The following is a 16,659-nucleotide window of genomic DNA, read 5'->3' on the forward strand; positions in this document are numbered from 1 at the left end:
ACAAGATGATGACGGCAATGTTGACTGACAAAGAATTTGAACTGTTTAAGCATCTGATTTATCAGCAGGTTGGTATCAAACTTGATGAGCCAAAAAAAACCCTCTTGGTGTCTCGTTTGGGAAAACGGCTTCGGGATCTTCACCTGTCTTCCTATCAGGCTTATTACGATTGTGTAAGCGGGGAAGGCGGGGAAGAGGAGTTGATCAAATTGCTGGATCTGGTGTCGACGAATAAGACGGAGTTTTATCGGGAGCCTGTGCATTTTGATTTTCTTCGAGATCAGGTTCTTCCTGAGGTGCAATCGTCCAAGATCCTGAGAATTTGGTCTTCTGCGTCATCTTCCGGGGAGGAACCCTATACAATTGCCATGACCTTGGCTGATGCGATTACCGATATCAATCGATGGGACATCAAAATTCTCGCATCGGATATTTCTACGCGGGTGTTGGCCAAGGCTTCCTCGGGTATCTATGAGGAAGAGCGGGTCAGTCAACTTCCCCATGATCTGGTGAAACGACATTTTCTCCGAGGGAAAGGTCCGCAAGCGGGGAAACTGCAGGTGCGCCCTCAGGTCGCGCGTCTTGTTGCCTTTCGACGGATAAACTTAATGGACCCGACATTTCCCATACGCAGTCAACTGGATGTGATTTTTTGTCGGAATGTCATGATTTATTTCGATCGCCCCACCCAAGCCAGGCTCATGGAGAAGTTTTTCCGGTACCTCCGGCCGGGGGGGTATTTATTTATCGGACATTCAGAAAGTTTGCAATGGATCGACCATCAATTTACGTATCTGCGCCCAACCATTTATCAAAAACCGGTCGGCGTGAATAGTCAGGCGTAAAGGGGGGTAAGAAGTGAAGAAGATAACATTCAACCCGTTTCTCCTGTACCTGACGTTTTACTCCTTAAGGTAAGGAAATTATGTCATCGACAGGATTGATGGAATTTGGACATATACGCCGCATGCAGGATACCCGCTTTCCTTATGAAGTGGCCGTCATTCTCCCTGGTGAATATTTTGTGAGCCGGGAGCCCAAAGTCATCTATACGGTGTTGGGTTCCTGTATCTCAGTGTGTTTGCGGGATCCACTGGCGGGCGTGGGAGGGATGAATCATTTCATGTTAGCGGCTCCTTCCAATACTGAAGGACACGATAATTGGGCGGATTCGGGACGATACGGCAGTTTTGCCATGGAAATGCTGATGAACGATATTTTCAAGCGAGGCGGAAAAAAGGAGCGACTCGAAGCGAAGGTCTTCGGCGGTGGGAAAATTTATGATGGCTCCATTGATATTGGGGCCCAAAATGCCGCTTGGGCTCTTGCCTTTTTGGAACAGGAGGGTCTGTCGCCTATCAAAGCGGATGTCGGAGATGTCTGTCCTCGGAAGGTATACTATTTCACGGATTCGGGGAAAGTGCTCATGAAAAAACTCGACCGTATCGTGGCAAGTGAGATTGCGAAGGAGGAGGGGCAGTATCGGAAGAAGCTTCAACATGCTCCTGTGCAAGCGGACGTTACGCTATTTTGAGGAAAGAGTATGACGCTAAGGGTGCACATTCGGGGAAAAGGGCAGGGGAAAAGCGTAAGGCATGAAGAGAAAAGGCACCCTTCGTCCTATCCGCAGGTGGTTTGGGGGTATCCATTCAAAAATGGCTAAGATGGTTTCCCGAGGAGACCTGTCGGGCATGACGAAGCAGGTGCAAGGAAGAAGGGTTTGCGCAGTAAGGAGTCAAGGCAGGGGAAAAAAGAGTTCCGGGACTAAAAGTCTGCGGGTGGGTTTTTTTCGCTTTTGACTTTTCACTCCTTTAGTAGGGAATAATTTTGTCACAGAGGGGAACCGTATGAATGAGAAAAAAATACGCGTGTTGATTGTTGATGACTCGGCGTTAATTCGAAATGTCATGACGGAAATTTTAGCGCAAGATCCTGAAATTGAGGTGGTTGGAACGGCTCCTGACCCATATGCCGCCAGGGATAAGATGAAGGCCCTGAATCCTGATGTGCTGACATTAGATGTGGAAATGCCAAAAATGGATGGACTCACCTTTTTGCAGAAAATTATGGCCGCGCGGCCGATGCCGGTGGTGATGGTGAGTTCGTTAACTGAACAAGGAGCCGCGACGACGCTACAGGCTTTGGAAGCCGGTGCTGTGGATTTTGTGACGAAGCCCACAGTGGATATCCAGCACGGGCTCTCGGACTTAGCTCATCAAATTATCAGCAAAGTGAAGATCGCCGCCCTAGCCAGCGTGAAAAAACGAACTCCCCCTGCTGACTGCACTGAACGGATTAAAGCCCTGGCTGCTCAATCCGCGATGATTAAAACCACTGACACGATTATAACCATTGGGGCATCCACGGGTGGGACCGAAGCGCTTCGGGAATTGTTGGAAGTGCTGCCACCGAATACTCCACCCATAATTATGACGCAGCATATGCCGGAGCAATTTACGAAATCGTTTGCGAACCGGCTGAATGACCTATGCCAGATTCAGGTGAAAGAAGCTCAGGAAGGTGACAGCGTCCTACCCGGACAGGCCTTGCTGGCGCCGGGAAATTATCATATGGAACTTCGCCGAAGCGGTGCCCGCTATTATGTCTCTCTCAATCAAGCGCCACCGGTCAACCGTTTTCGTCCTTCAGTAGATGTCATGTTCCGATCCGTCGCGCGGTTTGCCGGGGGGAATAGTCTTGGGGTGATTCTGACCGGCATGGGCAATGATGGCGCTGCCGGTATGTTGGAAATGAAACAGGCCGGAGCCTTTAACTTTGCCCAGGATGAAGCATCCTGTGTTGTTTTTGGGATGCCAAAAGAGGCCATCAAGGCTGGAGGAGTCGACAAAATTCTTCCGTTACACGACATTCCTGCGGCCATGCTGGCTCATTTGAAAATGCTGAATCCGCGTTAAGGGGAGCCTCCCGGGTAGGTAAGGTCCCGAGACATGGCCAACGATTGCCTTTTTGACGGTCCTTATGATTCTCCTGACATCGTGGGGCTGAACTCTTGTCTTTGTACAATTCGCCATGGGGAGGTCATTGAGGCCTGTCCCTATAACTTGGGAGCCCTTATCTTCTTCCTCTTTTTTGGCTTTGTTGAATTTCCATAGAGGATATGCTGCCTCTGGGTTGCACCTATCCTGCAGCTCTGGGAGATGTGCATTCCGGTGTATGAGCTTTAATCGAGGAGCTTACCTTGAACGTGCGAATTCATTCGTTTCCTTATTAGCTTTATTACCAGTAGGTGCATAGTGGTCCCAAAAATCACCGTTGAAGATGTTGCGTATATCCGGAATCTGGTCCGGGTGCAGGCAGCCATGGTTTTGGAGCAGAAAAAAATCTATTTTGTGCAGTCACGTCTTGAGCCGTTTGCCAAACAGGAAGGCTTTGGATCAATGGCTGATCTGGTTTCTCACCTCCGACAGACTTCCTATGGCCCATTACACAAGCGGGTTGTAGAGGCCATGACCATCAACGAAACAAGTTTTTTTCGAGACCTCCTTCCATTTCAAGCACTAAAAGACCGGCTCCTGCCGGAAGTGATTCAAACAAATAGGGATACCAAGCGTGTGCATATTTGGTGCGGGGCCAGTTCCAGCGGACAGGAACCCTATTCAATTCTCCTGACGATTTTGCACCATTTTCCGGAACTGACGTCCTGGCATATTCGTTTGATTGCCACTGATTTTTCTCCGGAAATGGTCAGACGTGGTCAGGAAGGCCGATATGGACCATTCGAAGTCCAGCGGGGTCTTTCTCCGCCTATGCTGAATACCTATTTTTCACGGCAAGGGATGGAGTGGCAGATTCGTGATGATGTGCGGGACAGGATCGAGTTTTATGAGATGAATTTGGCCGGTCTTTGGCCGGTTCTTCCGCCAATGGATCTGGTGTTCGTGCGGAATGTCATGATGTATTTCGATTTGGAGACCAGGAAAGATATTCTTCGACGGATTCGAGGCATTCTCGCCCCTCATGGGTATTTGATTCTCGGAGCTACGGAAACGACGTTGGCCGTGGATGATCATTTTGAGCGTGTTCCGGTGAGCGGCACGTCCGTGTACCGGGTAAAGAAGGATTAGTGGAGGGTGAGGATTTTTTATGGTCTGATCGGTTCGAATTGCGCCAGTTGGTGGGCGTAACCTTTCAATACGTTTCATTGTAAAACCTCGATAGAATCAGGATCACATTCGACTGCCGCAGCGCGAACGGCTCTCTTGCTCATGACCGATTTGCTCTGTGTGGTTCTGAGAACAAATGGTGAGGGGGTAGAGAAAGCTATGGCGGCATGATGCCAAGCCAGCGCCAACCGCAGGGTCCTTCACTGTTAGGAAATAAATCATTCTGACGCTACAGCCATTATGCAGGAGTGTTTAATTCTTTGCGAATTCTCACCGATAAGGTGAGTTGGATGATCACAGGATTGTCAAGGAGGTTTCTTGGCATACACCATGGAGGAGTATATGAATGTTACGCAAGAAAAGAGTGAAAATGTCGTGGTCGTGCATCTGGCGGGACGGTTCGACTTTGGCGCAAGAAAAACATTTAAAGACAGTTTAGGAGAGGCAATGAAGGAAGAGTTGCCGATTGTCTTAGATTTTGGAGAGGTATCCTTTGTGGATAGTTCCGCCTTGGGTATTTTGGTGATTGCCCATCAAACTCTTAAAAGTAAAAAAATCCCATTTAGTCTGGTGAATCCCCAACCGTATGTTCGCCAGGTTTTGGATTTAGCCAATGTCGCCAAAATGATCCCCATTTATCAGACAATTGGTGAGGTTCCTCAAATGGCGGTTGTGTCATCAAAGGTATAACCAGTATTTCCCTTTTTCCGGCCTGAATTATCTCCCTCACCCATTGAACTGTGATATGGATTGTGAAACGGAAGAGGTGAGCGTGAGAGGTATGGGCAAGACGTGAAACCAATGACAACGTTTTTCTACTATCTCCGCCGGTGGGTAGCGGGAATCCATCCGGAAAAGCGAAGATGGATTCTTAAAAAACAATGCCGGGAATGCCGGCGTCTGTCGGAAGGTTTAGGGGTGGGGCGGGCAATTCGGCTGACCTTTCATGCTTCAACCATTCAAGGAAGATCCTTTTTTGCGGAGCGTCCTCATCTATGATCACTCGAAAGCGTCTTGCCTGTTCACAGATATGTGCCGGCATGTATTTGGTTCGAATTCTCGACTCCTGGTGGAAGTCGCCGTTCTTTCGTCACCGCCGACTGCTTTCTTCCCACGATGTGCAGCAATTGCTCCAGTCCGGCATTCATGAAGTCGAAATTGATACTGCCAAGGGGCTTGATGTGCCGACCGATGCAGAATCCCTTCCGGTCCAGGACACCCTTGAGTGTCATTCGCAGTCAAAGACGCCTTTCGATCAGGATGAATCTTTCAGGCATGAGTCCTCGTCATACTCTCCAGAGAGTAAAGATGGACTGGAAGATGGCCATCAAGAACGGTTAATACGGTTGCGCGGGGATACGATTGCGGCCTTGGAAGACATGTTCGAAGGCGTCAAAACGGGTCAGGTTATTCCTCATGTCGCCATGCAGGAGACGGCCAGGGCCTTTGTGGAGAAAGCCCTAGCCCACCCTACCGTGCTTGCCGAGATCATTCTCATTGAGCATCTTGAACAGTTTGACCCCACCCTCTACTCGCATGTTGTTGATACCGCCTTGTTGTCGATTCTAGTTGGCCTCCAACTCAAGTGGGAGGTGACGCAACTTGAAGAGATCGCGGTCGCCGCGTTGTTACATGATGTCGGCTATATGCGGCTGCCTCTCAACCTGGTTCAGTCACGATGGGGGAGTATTGGGATTGATTATTCGTTGTTGCAGCAACATGTCGATATGGGAGTGGCGCTGATTAATAAGCATTCTGAATTTTCACAGGATATCGTCCATATGGTGCAGGAGCATCATGCCTATCTGGATGGCTCAGGGTATTCAACTATTTTAGGGGGGAAACCGGTCTCCGATTCTGGAATTTTACTGGGACTTACCGATTATGTTGATGAGTTGCTCGCTGTGGGGAATGCCGGCGGATCATTTCCTGTGGCCTTAGTGATTCGGCGAGTCTACCAAGAAGCACAAAAGGGGAAGTTCCCGATGCGGTTTGTCGAAGCCATGATTCGTGTGTTGGGAGTGTATCCTGTGGGCACGGTTGTTCAACTTTCCACGGGTGAGGATGCCGTGGTGGTAAAGCAGAATCCTGAGATGAGCGTGAGACCGCAAGTGAAAATTTTCAGGACATGCACCGGCGAGATTCTTAAGAATCCCGAGGTAAGAAATTTGGGGACTCATTCAGAATTAAAGTATGAATTGAGGATTACGAAAGTGCTTGATTCTGCAGATCCTTCTATTAACCTTCGCGAAATTTGTTCCTAGCTCATGTGGAGTAATCCTCTCTTATTCCAGACCCTTTGGAATGGTTTGATGGTCGGAGTATGTCTGGTTGATCGGGAGGGCCAACTCACCCATATGAATTTAGCCGGCTCCCGGCTGTTAGGGTGGGGAGCCGCTTGTCCCACGAATGTGTCGTGTCATGACCTTTTGGAATGTCTGGTCCCCTGTGATGAAGACGGCACGACCCTCTGCCCGTTTTCAGGCTTACTGCTTGAAAAGACGATGGTTTGGGTTCCGCGGACTCGTTTGCGAAGGCGGCAGGGGACATGGTGTTGGGTGGAATTGAAGGGCCTTGTGGTGGATGACGCGGAGGCTTCAGGATTCCTGCTGATGTTTCGAGATCTCAGTTCAGAAATGAAATTGTCCGAAGAAACCCGCCGATTAGCATCCATTCCAAAGGAAAATCCATTTCCCGTGATTGAAGTCGATTCGGCGGGACAACTGCTGTATGCCAATCCCGCAATGGTTCGGTTGATGGAGGAAGCCCATATCGGTCAGGACGGCTTTTCCACGGCTTTGCCGGATCGGTTTTTAGAGTTGGCTAAGCGTTGTTTGTCACAAAAACATTTAGAGATGCATTACGAAGTGAGCGTTGGGGAGAGACAATATTCGTGGACATTCGCTCCCCATGCCGATTTGGGATTACTTCGTGGGTATGGCATGGATATCACCGAACCAAAGCGAGCCGCAGAGGAATTGTCGGCCTTTGCGGATACCTTGGAAGCGAAAAATCATGAACTGGATCAGGCGTTAATGAAGGCTGAATCTGCTACTCGAGCCAAGGCAGCGTTCCTGGCTGTGATGAGTCATGAAATTCGGACTCCCTTAAACGGAGTGATTGGTATGGCGGAGGTCTTGCTTGCGTCCTCTCTCAATCACGAACAACAGGAATGTGTCAACATTATCCGTATGTCCGGTGAGGGGTTGCTGACCATCATTAATGATATTTTAGACTTTTCAAAGCTGGAGTCCGGTCAATTGGCCCTGGAAAGCATTGGATTCAATTTGACGTCCTTATGTGAAGAGGTCGTTGATTTATTTTCCGAGCGGGCCCATCGAAAGGGTCTGGATTTGGCTGCCTATGTCGACCCGGATGTGCCCTCCCAGCTGTTTGGCGATCCTCATCGTTTGCGACAAATTCTTTGTAATTATCTTTCAAATGCCCTGAAATTTACGATGGAGGGATCGGTCCTGCTGCGTGGTTCGCTAATTCTTCCATCGAGTTCCGAGTGTGATGATTCCCTGGATGGGCTTAATCATCTTTCCGGTGATCCCGACGACGAGACTCGGACGTGGATTCACTTGTCGGTCCAGGATACTGGCCTTGGTATGTCAGAAGAGGTTCAGGAAAAGATTTTTCATGTGTTCACCCAGGCGGATAGTTCCATGAGTCGAAAATTTGGGGGGTCCGGTTTGGGGTTAGCGATTTGCAAGCAATTAGCGGAGCTGATGCACGGGACCGTCGGGGTGAAGAGTCAACAAAATCAGGGATCCACATTTTGGTGTGACATTCCCTGTCGGGCATCACGGACAGCCCATTTCCCACGTACGGAGGGCATATCGGTTGCGGGTAAAGAGGTCTGGGTGATCGGTTCCCAGGAATCGTCAGGGTGGGTGATGGCGCAACTTCTTCATGAAGTGGGTGTCAAGGTCGTGCAAATCGACAGCATTCAACAAGCGGTCACCTTGCACGAAAGTGTCCACGAATCGGATTGTTCCGTCGTGGGAGTTATTCTGAGTGATCGTCTGGAGAAAGAGGCTGTTTTGAAATGGTTTGAACGAATGCGATCCTCTTCGCTGTTTCATGAGCTTCAAGTTTGGGGTATGAAGCCATTTTGGTATCGCAAGGACGATGAAGAAAACGGTGTGAGGTTTGACGGGATGATCACGCTTCCCTTGCACCGAAAGCAATTTTTTCACTGCCTATTCGGTCAACCGGACCATCCCGGACCGTCAGATTCACCAAGAGCAACCGAGCCACATCCCGTTGAGATAGTGCAGAGAGGGATTGAGGTTCTCGAGCAATCCTTCCTCAATAAGCAGGCCGGACCTTCGGTGCTGGTTGTGGAAGATAATCCCGTGAATCAACGGGTCGCAGCCGGCATGTTAGGAAAACTTGGCTGTCAGGTGACCATCGTGGACACGGGAGCCCAAGCTTTGAGTGTGTTGAAAGAGTCAGTTGTGGATTGCATTCTGATGGACTGGGAGCTTCCCGATATGGATGGGTTGGTCATTACGCAACGGATTCGGGAATTGGAACATGCCGGAGGATTGGTTCATCCAGCTGCGTATTGGCATCGCCATCATGGTTCGGCTTCTCCTCCGGTTCTTCATATTCCGATTGTTGGGATGACAGCTCATGTGCTTTCCGAGCATGGGCAACAATGCCTGCAGAATGGCATGGATGAATGTCTTTTTAAGCCGGTTCATTTACGAGATCTTGAAGGAATACTCCGGCGATGGGTAGGGTTTGCTCCAAAAGGCATGGACGCGTCCTCATCAAAGACACATACCCCTGCCGATTGGACAGGGAACCAGTCGGTTGCCACCAGAGAGTCCGGAACCGGTCACCAGGAGAGATCTTCGCCCCGGTACCAGGCCGACAGAGAACGTTATGACCTCTCTGCCGCGTTGCAAGTTCTGGAGGGCGATGAAGAATTGCTGTATTCCTTGTTCGACATTTTCAATGCCACAGCCCCTGACCTGATTAACGGGATGCATCAAACCATTCACTTGCAGAATCGTCAAGAGCTCCAAAGGCTCGCTCATCAGATGAAAGGTGCGCTGAGTGCGGTGCACGCCATGCATGAAAGGAAGAAAGCGGAAGAACTTGAACTCACGGCTGTCTCGGCCACATTTTCACATCTGGATTCAACGGTGATCGAATTGGAGCGAATGGTCAAGCAGTTGATCTGTGAATTTGATCGCCTGATTGTTCTTAAAGGAAAAAAGGATGGTCGGTCTTCTGTATCCATTCCTTTCGGGAAGGGCGGTACACAGAATGACCATGGCACAAAGGCCGAGATAAGTTGAAGAGGGGAACAGAATTTCCCTCTATCCGGGAAGAAGTCTCAAGTTTTCACATGATCAGTCCGATACCACAAACATTACAGACCAAACTCTAATGAGGGTGCCACAATGAAAGATTTGCTGACCTTAAGTGAAGTGTCGACGTTTTTGAAAGTTCCGAAATCGACAATCTACAAGCTCGCGAGAGAACGTCGACTCCCAGGGCATAAAGTTGGAAAACACTGGCGTTTTGTTCGGGAGGAAATTGAAGCCTGGGTTCAAAATGCCGGAGGAGATTCGGTAATGGTCGGTGCTGGGTCGCAACAAGGGGTTCGGGACCGGTTTAGTTTGAATTAGCTTCCCGCTGAGGGCCTTTGACTCTCTCGAAAGAGGAAGGGCCGGGAGCCACAGGAATGACCTGCTCATATTCTGAGGGCAAGATGCCCCGGAATGAGCAAGTAACATATTTTTTGATAGGCATTGAAAACTTTCAACTCAGTCAATGTTTAGATTCATACCCTCCTCACTGAAAACCTTTCTCTTCCTTTCCATCATTTCTGTCTAATTGTACTTTTCCCAATGTCTTCAGTTGTGTGGGGTATATTCTGAATCCCGGTATCACGGGTTCATAAAAAAGCGTATGGCCGGAACGGTCTTTTGAGAAGGGGTACATTCCTTTAAATAACGAACAAGGGCCGACCTGTGGAATTTTCCAGGGACGGCTAAAGATCGCAGAGAAGTTAACCGAATTTCGAATATGCCACGTTATGATCATTACAATATGCACGTGTATCGTTAAAGAATAAATTTCATTGGTGGGAAAACCCGAAATTGGCTGGGATTCCATGCCCCAAGGCGTAAGGAGCGCATCATGATTGATACCGGGATCAAAGTGTTGGTGGTAGACGATATGTCTACCATGCGTCGAATTGTTAAAAACGTGTTACGGCAAATCGGTTTTTCGGACATTGTGGAAGCTGAAAACGGGCAGGACGCATTGACGAAATTGAAGGCCGGTGGCTTTGGGTTGGTGGTGTCGGATTGGAATATGCCTGTGATGCAGGGTATTGAGCTCTTGCGGGCGGTTCGTGCCGATACAGAATTGAAGACGCTGCCGTTTTTGATGGTCACCGCTGAAGCGCAAAAGGAAAATTTAATCGAGGCCGTCCAAGCCGGGGTCAGCAACTATGTCGTCAAGCCGTTTACCGCAGAGGTTTTACAAGGAAAATTAGAAAAAATATTTGCCAATGTTCAACCGGCAAAAACGTCATAACTGGGAAGGACACCCTCCGAATATAACGTTATAAAGGAGATTCTTATGCTCGTGGATCGGATGATTGAGGCCGATGTGCCAGGCGATGAAGAGATATCCGAAGAGGGCTTGGATGAGAAGCGTTTGATTAAAGCGGAAATGGAGGAGTTAGCCAAGTATGTTGAAGTGATTACCCAAACAATCCGGGAAATGGAATCTCCGGTGACTTCAACCTCCGATCAACTGCCTCAAGCCACATCCCATTTAAATGATCTTGCCAAGATGACGGAAGACGGAACGCATAAGGTTCTCAGCTTGACAGAAGAACTGGAACGGAACCGGGAGGTGATTCAACATCATTTGGAGCAATTGCGGGCTAATGTGGCGGGGAGAGCGGTGAAGGAAATTGATGCAATTTTAACTCTGGTGAAGGCGGATGAGGGACGACTGTTAAATATTCATGTGGCGTTATCGTTCCAGGATCTCGTCGCCCAACGCGTGGCAAAACTCGTGACGATATTAAATGAAATCCAACATAAATTGTTAAAGTTGGTGGTCATCTTTGGAATTCAGCAAAAGAAGGGTGGAGCCGGTTCATCGAGGGAAGGACGGGGGTATGAAATGCTGCGTCAGTTGGAATCATCCAAAACCACCGCCCTGCAACAAGATCTGGTTGATAGCATCATGTCTGAATACGGGATGTCCTAGTGACTATGCACGAATCCTCAGCGCAACGTCTCAGGGGGGGGCGATGGGCTGAAAAAAAGGCTTGGAGCTGAGAACAGGTGATCGATGAATGACGAAATGAAAGAAATCCTCAACGACTTTTTGGCGGAAAGCTCTGAAATGCTGGAAGCTCTTGACCAACATTTCGTAAAGTTGGAAACGGAGCCTTCCAACACCGAACTGCTCAACGAAATTTTCCGGTGTATGCATAGTATGAAAGGATCCGCCGGATTTTTGGGTTTCACCCATTTGGTTGAAGTGGCGCACCAGGCTGAGAGTTTGTTGAACAAACTGCGACAGGGTGAGATGAAGGTTTCTCCGTTCATTATCGATATCATTTTAGAAGCTGTGGATGCCGTGAAAATGCTTCAATCCGATATTCGGGAGACCGGAGGAGATTCTCATGTCGAGACCCAGGGCATTGTTAATAAATTGGCGTTAACGATGGATAGCGCCGACGATTTGATGCTGTCTGTCTCCCCTCCCAAAAAGGCAGGGATGGACACGACCTCTTATCCTCCTTCTCCACCTCCCGCAGAGATGATGCCGTACTCTCTGGCTGAGCCCCCTGATACCTCTTCCTTGTCTTCTCCTTATGAGGCCCCGCCCCTTGAAGGACCGGCAGAGATTGAAGGGGTTTCCGAGCCAGTGGCCGCTTCTGAGGGGCCCGTTGGATTATCCGATGTATTACATAAAATGAAAGAAGCGACGACCCGAACCGTTCAAGCTGCTAGTGCCCCTGGTTCCAAGCTATCGGGTGGTAAAGAAGAAGACCAGACCGTTCGAGTTGAAACCAAACGCTTGGACCATGTCATGAATCTGGTGGGAGAACTGGTGTTGAATCGGAATCGTCTTATGAAGCTGGGGAATGGCCTGGAAGAGCAAGATGAGAACAATCCTGCTCTCCGGGAATTAAACATGACGTTGGCGCAACTCAATCTGGTGACCTCCGATTTGCAATTGGCGGTGATGAAAACGCGGATGGTTCCTATTCGCAAGGTGTTTTCACGTTTCCCAAGGTTGGTCCGGGATTTGGCCGGTAAATTAGGTAAGCAAGTGCGCTTGGAATTAGTGGGAGAAGATACGGAAGTCGATAAGTCCGTGGCCGACGAATTAAGTGATCCATTGGTCCATCTGGTAAGAAATTCTATGGACCATGGTTTGGAAACGGCCGCCGACCGGAAACAACACGGGAAAAGCCCTGAAGGGTATGTGCGATTGTCGGCCCAGCAGGAAGGTAACAGTATTGTGATTCGGGTTGAAGACAATGGGCGGGGGTTACAAGTTGAGAGAATTGCTGAAAAAGCCCTGGAGAAAGGGCTGGTGGCTCAATCCGAACTGGATTCCATGAGTCCCCGGGAAATCATGAATTTAATTTTTCTTCCAGGGTTTAGTACGGCGGACCAGGTGAGTGATGTGTCGGGTCGTGGCGTGGGCATGGATGTGGTTCGAACCAATATTAGCCGGATGAATGGAAGTTTGGAGTTAGATTCGGATCCGGGCCAAGGGAGTCGCGTGACGATCAAGCTTCCCTTGACCGTGGCCATCATTCAAGCCCTAATGGTTGAGGTGGAATGTGCCACATTTGCGATCCCGCTGGCTTCCGTGGTTGAGGCCGTCAAAGTCACCAAAGATGAAATTAAAAGTATCAATCGACAGGCGGTGTTGAACCTCCGTGAACGGATTCTTCCGCTCCTGGATCTTGGCGAAACGTTTCACATTCCTAGGGACCGGACTGATAATGAGTGCTATGTAGTAGTCGTGAAGATCGGAGAACAACAGTTTGGAGTTGTGGTGAATCGATTGCGGGCCCAAGAGGAGGTCGTGATTAAGTCGTTGGGTGAATTTTTGGCAAACGTGAAATGCGTGGCGGGAGCCACCATCACCGGGGATGGCAAAGTGGTGTTGATTTTGGATATGGCCGATTTAGTAAAGGAAGTGCAGGCGGCAACGTATACCGGTATGCGCTAATCCGGCAAGCGTGAATTGGATCTGAGTGGGGAGGGAATTATGGTAGACGCACCGGTCGCGACACAAAGATGAAGGTTTGACGAATGGTAACTCCTGTGCTGAGAGGAAGACTGAGGAGACTGTAATGGCCAAATGGATGGCAGAAATTGATCAACGGACCGGACTAGCCGGTGCCAATAAGATGGAACTATTAATGTTTCATTTTGGGACTAATGAGACCTATGGAATAAATGTATTTAAGATTCGGGAAGTTATGAAGCTCCCACCTGTGGTGAAAATTCCCGACTCCGATCCTCGCATTCTCGGTCTGGTGAATCTCCGTGGAGAAAATATTGCCTTAGTGGATTTGAAGCAGGCAATTGGACTTGGACCATTGGATCCTGTTGGCGCGAAGTTGATCATTGCGGAGTATAACGATAACAAACAAGGATTTTTGGTCGCGGGCGTTGATCGGATTATTCGTATGTCGTGGGAACGCATTCAAATCCCTCCACCGATGGTCCAGTCCAGCCGGCAAGGGGCGGTCACGGCTATAACCAAATTGGAAGATGGCCGAATGGTGTTAATTTTGGATGTGGAAAAGGTCTTGGCCGAGCTGCATCCACGAAGTGAGGAGGAGGTTTTCGTTGGCATTGAACGGCACGAGGAATTAGCCGGGAAACGTGTCCTGGTTGCCGATGACTCGCTTGTGGCAAGAAAACAAATTACTAAAACGTTGGAACGATTGGGCATGAAATACGAAGAAACACAAACGGGAAGAGAGGCGCTCACCCGATTACGACAGTATGCGGAGTTGAGTGACAAAACGGAGCGAACCATTTTTGATTTTGTGGAGGGTGTGATTACCGACATCGAAATGCCGGAAATGGATGGATTTTCGCTGACAAAGGCTATCCGAGAAGATCCCCGATTGCAAGGTCTTCCGATCTTGATGCATTCCTCCTTGTCCGGTCAGTGCAATGTGGATAAAGGTAAGGCTTTGGGTGTGACAGATTATGTGACCAAATTTCATCCCACGGACCTTCGTGACAAATTAGTTGAACATCTTGGAAAGTCTTAGGAACCGTGGTTCGGTCATGTAGAAAAAACGTATCCTCGGAGGGGATGAAAAGAATTTACTACCATATAACGAGACACAAGAAACGATTAATAAGAGGATACCAATGATGAAGCCGACGTGGAATGTAGGCATTACAACAAAATTAGTCTGGATTCTCGTGTTTTTTTCGTTGATTCCTCTGAGTGTTCAGGTTTATTCATTGTTTCAGACTGCAGAGGTTTTGAAACAGGAGGTTGGAGTTCAATATCAAGAGCTGGCAGAGGTGATTGTTGAAAAAATTCACCTCTATCTTGCTGAGCGCGCTGCGGATGCTCAAATTCTGAGTCGGAATACCATGTCTGGCCTTACGGGGCAATTGGGACAAGCTGTGAGTCCCTCATACGAATTAGTGCAGGTCTTGAATGCGTATGTTCAGGCAACCGGGATGTATTCTCTGGTTCAAGTGGTTGATCTGGATGGTCACCTGATTGCGGTGAATGATCATGATGCAGAAGGCTTGCCTCTTCAGACGGAAGAGCTGTATGGAAAAAATTATCAATCGACCCCGTGGTTTCGGGCCCTCAAACAGCTCGGAGAGAGGGCTCGCCCTACAGAGCCTTCTTCGAGAAGCAATGCGAGCCAAGAGGTTTTTGTGGAAAGCGTCATGCTAGATCGGGATGTGCAGGCACTCTTTCCCCGAGAGAGTGGTTTGACGATTGGGCTCTCGGTTCCTCTCTATGCTCAGGGCCGAGTGGTTGGGTATGGAAGCCATCGTATGAAGTTTTCAAGGATTGAAGCTTTTTTTCAAGAGGCATACCAGGATTTAAAAAAATCCGGGTTTCCCCATGCGGAACTTATCCTGCAGGATGACCAAGGTATGACGCTGCTGGAATATGCCCCGGCTGTCTATGGAACTGAAGAAGTGCCTCACGATTTCGAGAATGTGGTGTTTAAGGCCAATCTGGCTCAGTTGGGACTTGATGCCGCACAATCGGCTGTCCAGGGCCAATCCGGAAACGCCAGGAATTTTCATCCCGGGAAACAGACGAATCAAGTCATTGGTTTTAGTCCGATGTCCGGGGGAGCCCGATCCTTGGGGCTTCATTGGTCGGTGTTGGTGCAGGTTCCAGAGGATGAAGCTTTCAGTCATGTCAGAAGTCTGACGAACAAAACGTTGTTGGAGATGCTGGTGGGTCTTCTCGTGGTGGTCCCCATTGGGATTCTCATGGGAAGAAAAGTCGTGAGCCGATTGAAACCTGTGTGGGAAGTGGCGGCGAAAGCCTCGAAGGGGGATTTGACTCACCGGGTTCCCGTGAAGACTCAAGACGAACTCGGACAAATGGGGTTGGCTCTGAATAACTTGTTGGATGAATTAAGTCGGATGCTCTTGCAAACCCGGAACGTCGCTCACTCCCTGTCTCAGGCGTCGGTCCAGTTGTCATCGGTTGGTCATCAGGTCGTTCAGGCCAGTCAATCACAAGTACACCAAGCCACTCAGGTGGCTTCGGCGGTTGAAGAAATGTCTGCCACTGCCGAGGATATGGCCCGTCACACGCAGGCCCTGGCATCGACGGCCACAGGAGTCAATGATTCAGCCGTCCGGGGTGGAGATGTTGTGGTCTCTTCTATTCATGGGATGGAATCGGTTTCAAGCCGCATACAGGAATCCGCCGGCCGTATTCAGAAATTAGGACAACGCTCCAAGGATATCGGGGACATTATTGGAGTCATTGAAGATATTGCGGAACAGACGAATCTGTTGGCGCTCAATGCGGCCATTGAAGCTGCCAGGGCAGGAGACCAGGGACGAGGGTTTGCTGTAGTCGCAGATGAGGTTCGGAAACTCGCCGAGCGAACGGGGAAGGCGACAAAGGAAATTGCAACGGTCATCGAATCGGTACAGGCTGGGACTCATGAAGCGGTTCGTTCGATGGAAGCAGGAACGGACGAAGCGCATTCCGGAATGGCGCTGGCCAGAGAAGCCGGAAATCGATTGACGGAAATTGTGCAAGGGGTTCAACGGGTGGTGGATATGATTCAACATTTTGCCGAATCCACGAAGCAACAGTCTGCGGTTTCAGGGCAAATCTCTTCGAGTATTCAACAGGTGGCGCAACTCAGCCAGGATAATGAAAGCCACATTCAGGGAGTGGCGACGGCCACCAAGCAGTTTGCGGCATTGGCGGAAGACCTTCAGACATCTCTTAGTCGCTTTACGCTAAAAAGGTAATGCCATCCTATGTTCGATGTGTCTCT

General features: G+C 49.3%; 13 protein-coding genes. All 13 read left to right on the top strand.

Annotation, left to right across the window (positions count from 1 at the left end):
• The first annotated feature begins 17 nt into the window (after nucleotides 1-17).
• The gene (locus tag PP769_RS12450; protein ID WP_312640563.1) at nucleotides 18-845 is read left to right on the top strand and encodes a CheR family methyltransferase; all 828 of its coding nucleotides are present in this window, start codon (nucleotides 18-20) and stop codon (nucleotides 843-845) included.
• A gap of 80 nt (nucleotides 846-925) precedes the next feature.
• Nucleotides 926-1,534, top strand: a complete 609-nt coding sequence (locus tag PP769_RS12455; protein ID WP_312640565.1) for a hypothetical protein — start codon at nucleotides 926-928, stop codon at nucleotides 1,532-1,534.
• A gap of 313 nt (nucleotides 1,535-1,847) precedes the next feature.
• Nucleotides 1,848-2,915, top strand: coding sequence for a protein-glutamate methylesterase/protein-glutamine glutaminase (locus PP769_RS12460; protein WP_312640567.1), 1,068 nt, complete (start codon nucleotides 1,848-1,850; stop codon nucleotides 2,913-2,915).
• Between the two features lie 339 nt (nucleotides 2,916-3,254).
• Nucleotides 3,255-4,085, top strand: coding sequence for a CheR family methyltransferase (locus PP769_RS12465; protein ID WP_312640569.1), 831 nt, complete (start codon nucleotides 3,255-3,257; stop codon nucleotides 4,083-4,085).
• A gap of 381 nt (nucleotides 4,086-4,466) precedes the next feature.
• Nucleotides 4,467-4,814: an STAS domain-containing protein gene (locus PP769_RS12470; RefSeq protein ID WP_312640571.1), complete on the top strand. Its 348-nt coding sequence runs from the start codon at nucleotides 4,467-4,469 to the stop codon at nucleotides 4,812-4,814.
• Between the two features lie 305 nt (nucleotides 4,815-5,119).
• A complete protein-coding gene (locus PP769_RS12475) occupies nucleotides 5,120-6,388 on the top strand; it encodes a cyclic di-GMP phosphodiesterase (RefSeq protein ID WP_312640573.1) in 1,269 nt (422 codons plus the stop codon).
• Nucleotides 6,389-6,391: 3 nt separating this feature from the next.
• The gene (locus tag PP769_RS12480; RefSeq protein WP_312640575.1) at nucleotides 6,392-9,439 is read left to right on the top strand and encodes a PAS domain-containing hybrid sensor histidine kinase/response regulator; all 3,048 of its coding nucleotides are present in this window, start codon (nucleotides 6,392-6,394) and stop codon (nucleotides 9,437-9,439) included.
• A 105-nt stretch (nucleotides 9,440-9,544) separates the two neighbouring features.
• Nucleotides 9,545-9,772: a helix-turn-helix domain-containing protein gene (locus PP769_RS12485; protein ID WP_312640577.1), complete on the top strand. Its 228-nt coding sequence runs from the start codon at nucleotides 9,545-9,547 to the stop codon at nucleotides 9,770-9,772.
• Between the two features lie 514 nt (nucleotides 9,773-10,286).
• Nucleotides 10,287-10,688, top strand: coding sequence for a chemotaxis response regulator CheY (locus PP769_RS12490; RefSeq protein WP_312640579.1), 402 nt, complete (start codon nucleotides 10,287-10,289; stop codon nucleotides 10,686-10,688).
• A gap of 45 nt (nucleotides 10,689-10,733) precedes the next feature.
• A complete protein-coding gene (locus PP769_RS12495) occupies nucleotides 10,734-11,375 on the top strand; it encodes a protein phosphatase CheZ (protein WP_312640581.1) in 642 nt (213 codons plus the stop codon).
• Between the two features lie 84 nt (nucleotides 11,376-11,459).
• The gene (locus PP769_RS12500; RefSeq protein WP_312640583.1) at nucleotides 11,460-13,364 is read left to right on the top strand and encodes a chemotaxis protein CheA; all 1,905 of its coding nucleotides are present in this window, start codon (nucleotides 11,460-11,462) and stop codon (nucleotides 13,362-13,364) included.
• A 124-nt stretch (nucleotides 13,365-13,488) separates the two neighbouring features.
• A complete protein-coding gene (locus PP769_RS12505; RefSeq protein WP_312640585.1) occupies nucleotides 13,489-14,424 on the top strand; it encodes a chemotaxis protein in 936 nt (311 codons plus the stop codon).
• 103 nt (nucleotides 14,425-14,527) lie between these two features.
• A complete protein-coding gene (locus tag PP769_RS12510) occupies nucleotides 14,528-16,633 on the top strand; it encodes a methyl-accepting chemotaxis protein (RefSeq protein WP_312640587.1) in 2,106 nt (701 codons plus the stop codon).
• Nucleotides 16,634-16,659 lie beyond the last annotated feature (26 nt).

It is taken from the genome of Candidatus Nitrospira allomarina (assembly GCF_032050975.1).
Taxonomy (GTDB): Bacteria; Nitrospirota; Nitrospiria; order Nitrospirales; family UBA8639; genus Nitrospira_E; species Nitrospira_E allomarina.

What these genes read in the sequence shown, in the direction of transcription:
- PP769_RS12450 (WP_312640563.1), top strand. Translation starts at nt 18, where the DNA reads ATGTTGACTGACAAAGAATTTGAACTGTTTAAGCATCTGATTTATCAG.
- PP769_RS12455 (WP_312640565.1), top strand. Translation starts at nt 926, where the DNA reads ATGTCATCGACAGGATTGATGGAATTTGGACATATACGCCGCATGCAG.
- PP769_RS12460 (WP_312640567.1), top strand. Translation starts at nt 1,848, where the DNA reads ATGAATGAGAAAAAAATACGCGTGTTGATTGTTGATGACTCGGCGTTA.
- PP769_RS12470 (WP_312640571.1), top strand. Translation starts at nt 4,467, where the DNA reads ATGAATGTTACGCAAGAAAAGAGTGAAAATGTCGTGGTCGTGCATCTG.
- PP769_RS12475 (WP_312640573.1), top strand. Translation starts at nt 5,120, where the DNA reads ATGATCACTCGAAAGCGTCTTGCCTGTTCACAGATATGTGCCGGCATG.
- PP769_RS12480 (WP_312640575.1), top strand. Translation starts at nt 6,392, where the DNA reads ATGTGGAGTAATCCTCTCTTATTCCAGACCCTTTGGAATGGTTTGATG.
- PP769_RS12485 (WP_312640577.1), top strand. Translation starts at nt 9,545, where the DNA reads ATGAAAGATTTGCTGACCTTAAGTGAAGTGTCGACGTTTTTGAAAGTT.
- PP769_RS12490 (WP_312640579.1), top strand. Translation starts at nt 10,287, where the DNA reads ATGATTGATACCGGGATCAAAGTGTTGGTGGTAGACGATATGTCTACC.
- PP769_RS12495 (WP_312640581.1), top strand. Translation starts at nt 10,734, where the DNA reads ATGCTCGTGGATCGGATGATTGAGGCCGATGTGCCAGGCGATGAAGAG.
- PP769_RS12500 (WP_312640583.1), top strand. Translation starts at nt 11,460, where the DNA reads ATGAATGACGAAATGAAAGAAATCCTCAACGACTTTTTGGCGGAAAGC.
- PP769_RS12505 (WP_312640585.1), top strand. Translation starts at nt 13,489, where the DNA reads ATGGCCAAATGGATGGCAGAAATTGATCAACGGACCGGACTAGCCGGT.
- PP769_RS12510 (WP_312640587.1), top strand. Translation starts at nt 14,528, where the DNA reads ATGATGAAGCCGACGTGGAATGTAGGCATTACAACAAAATTAGTCTGG.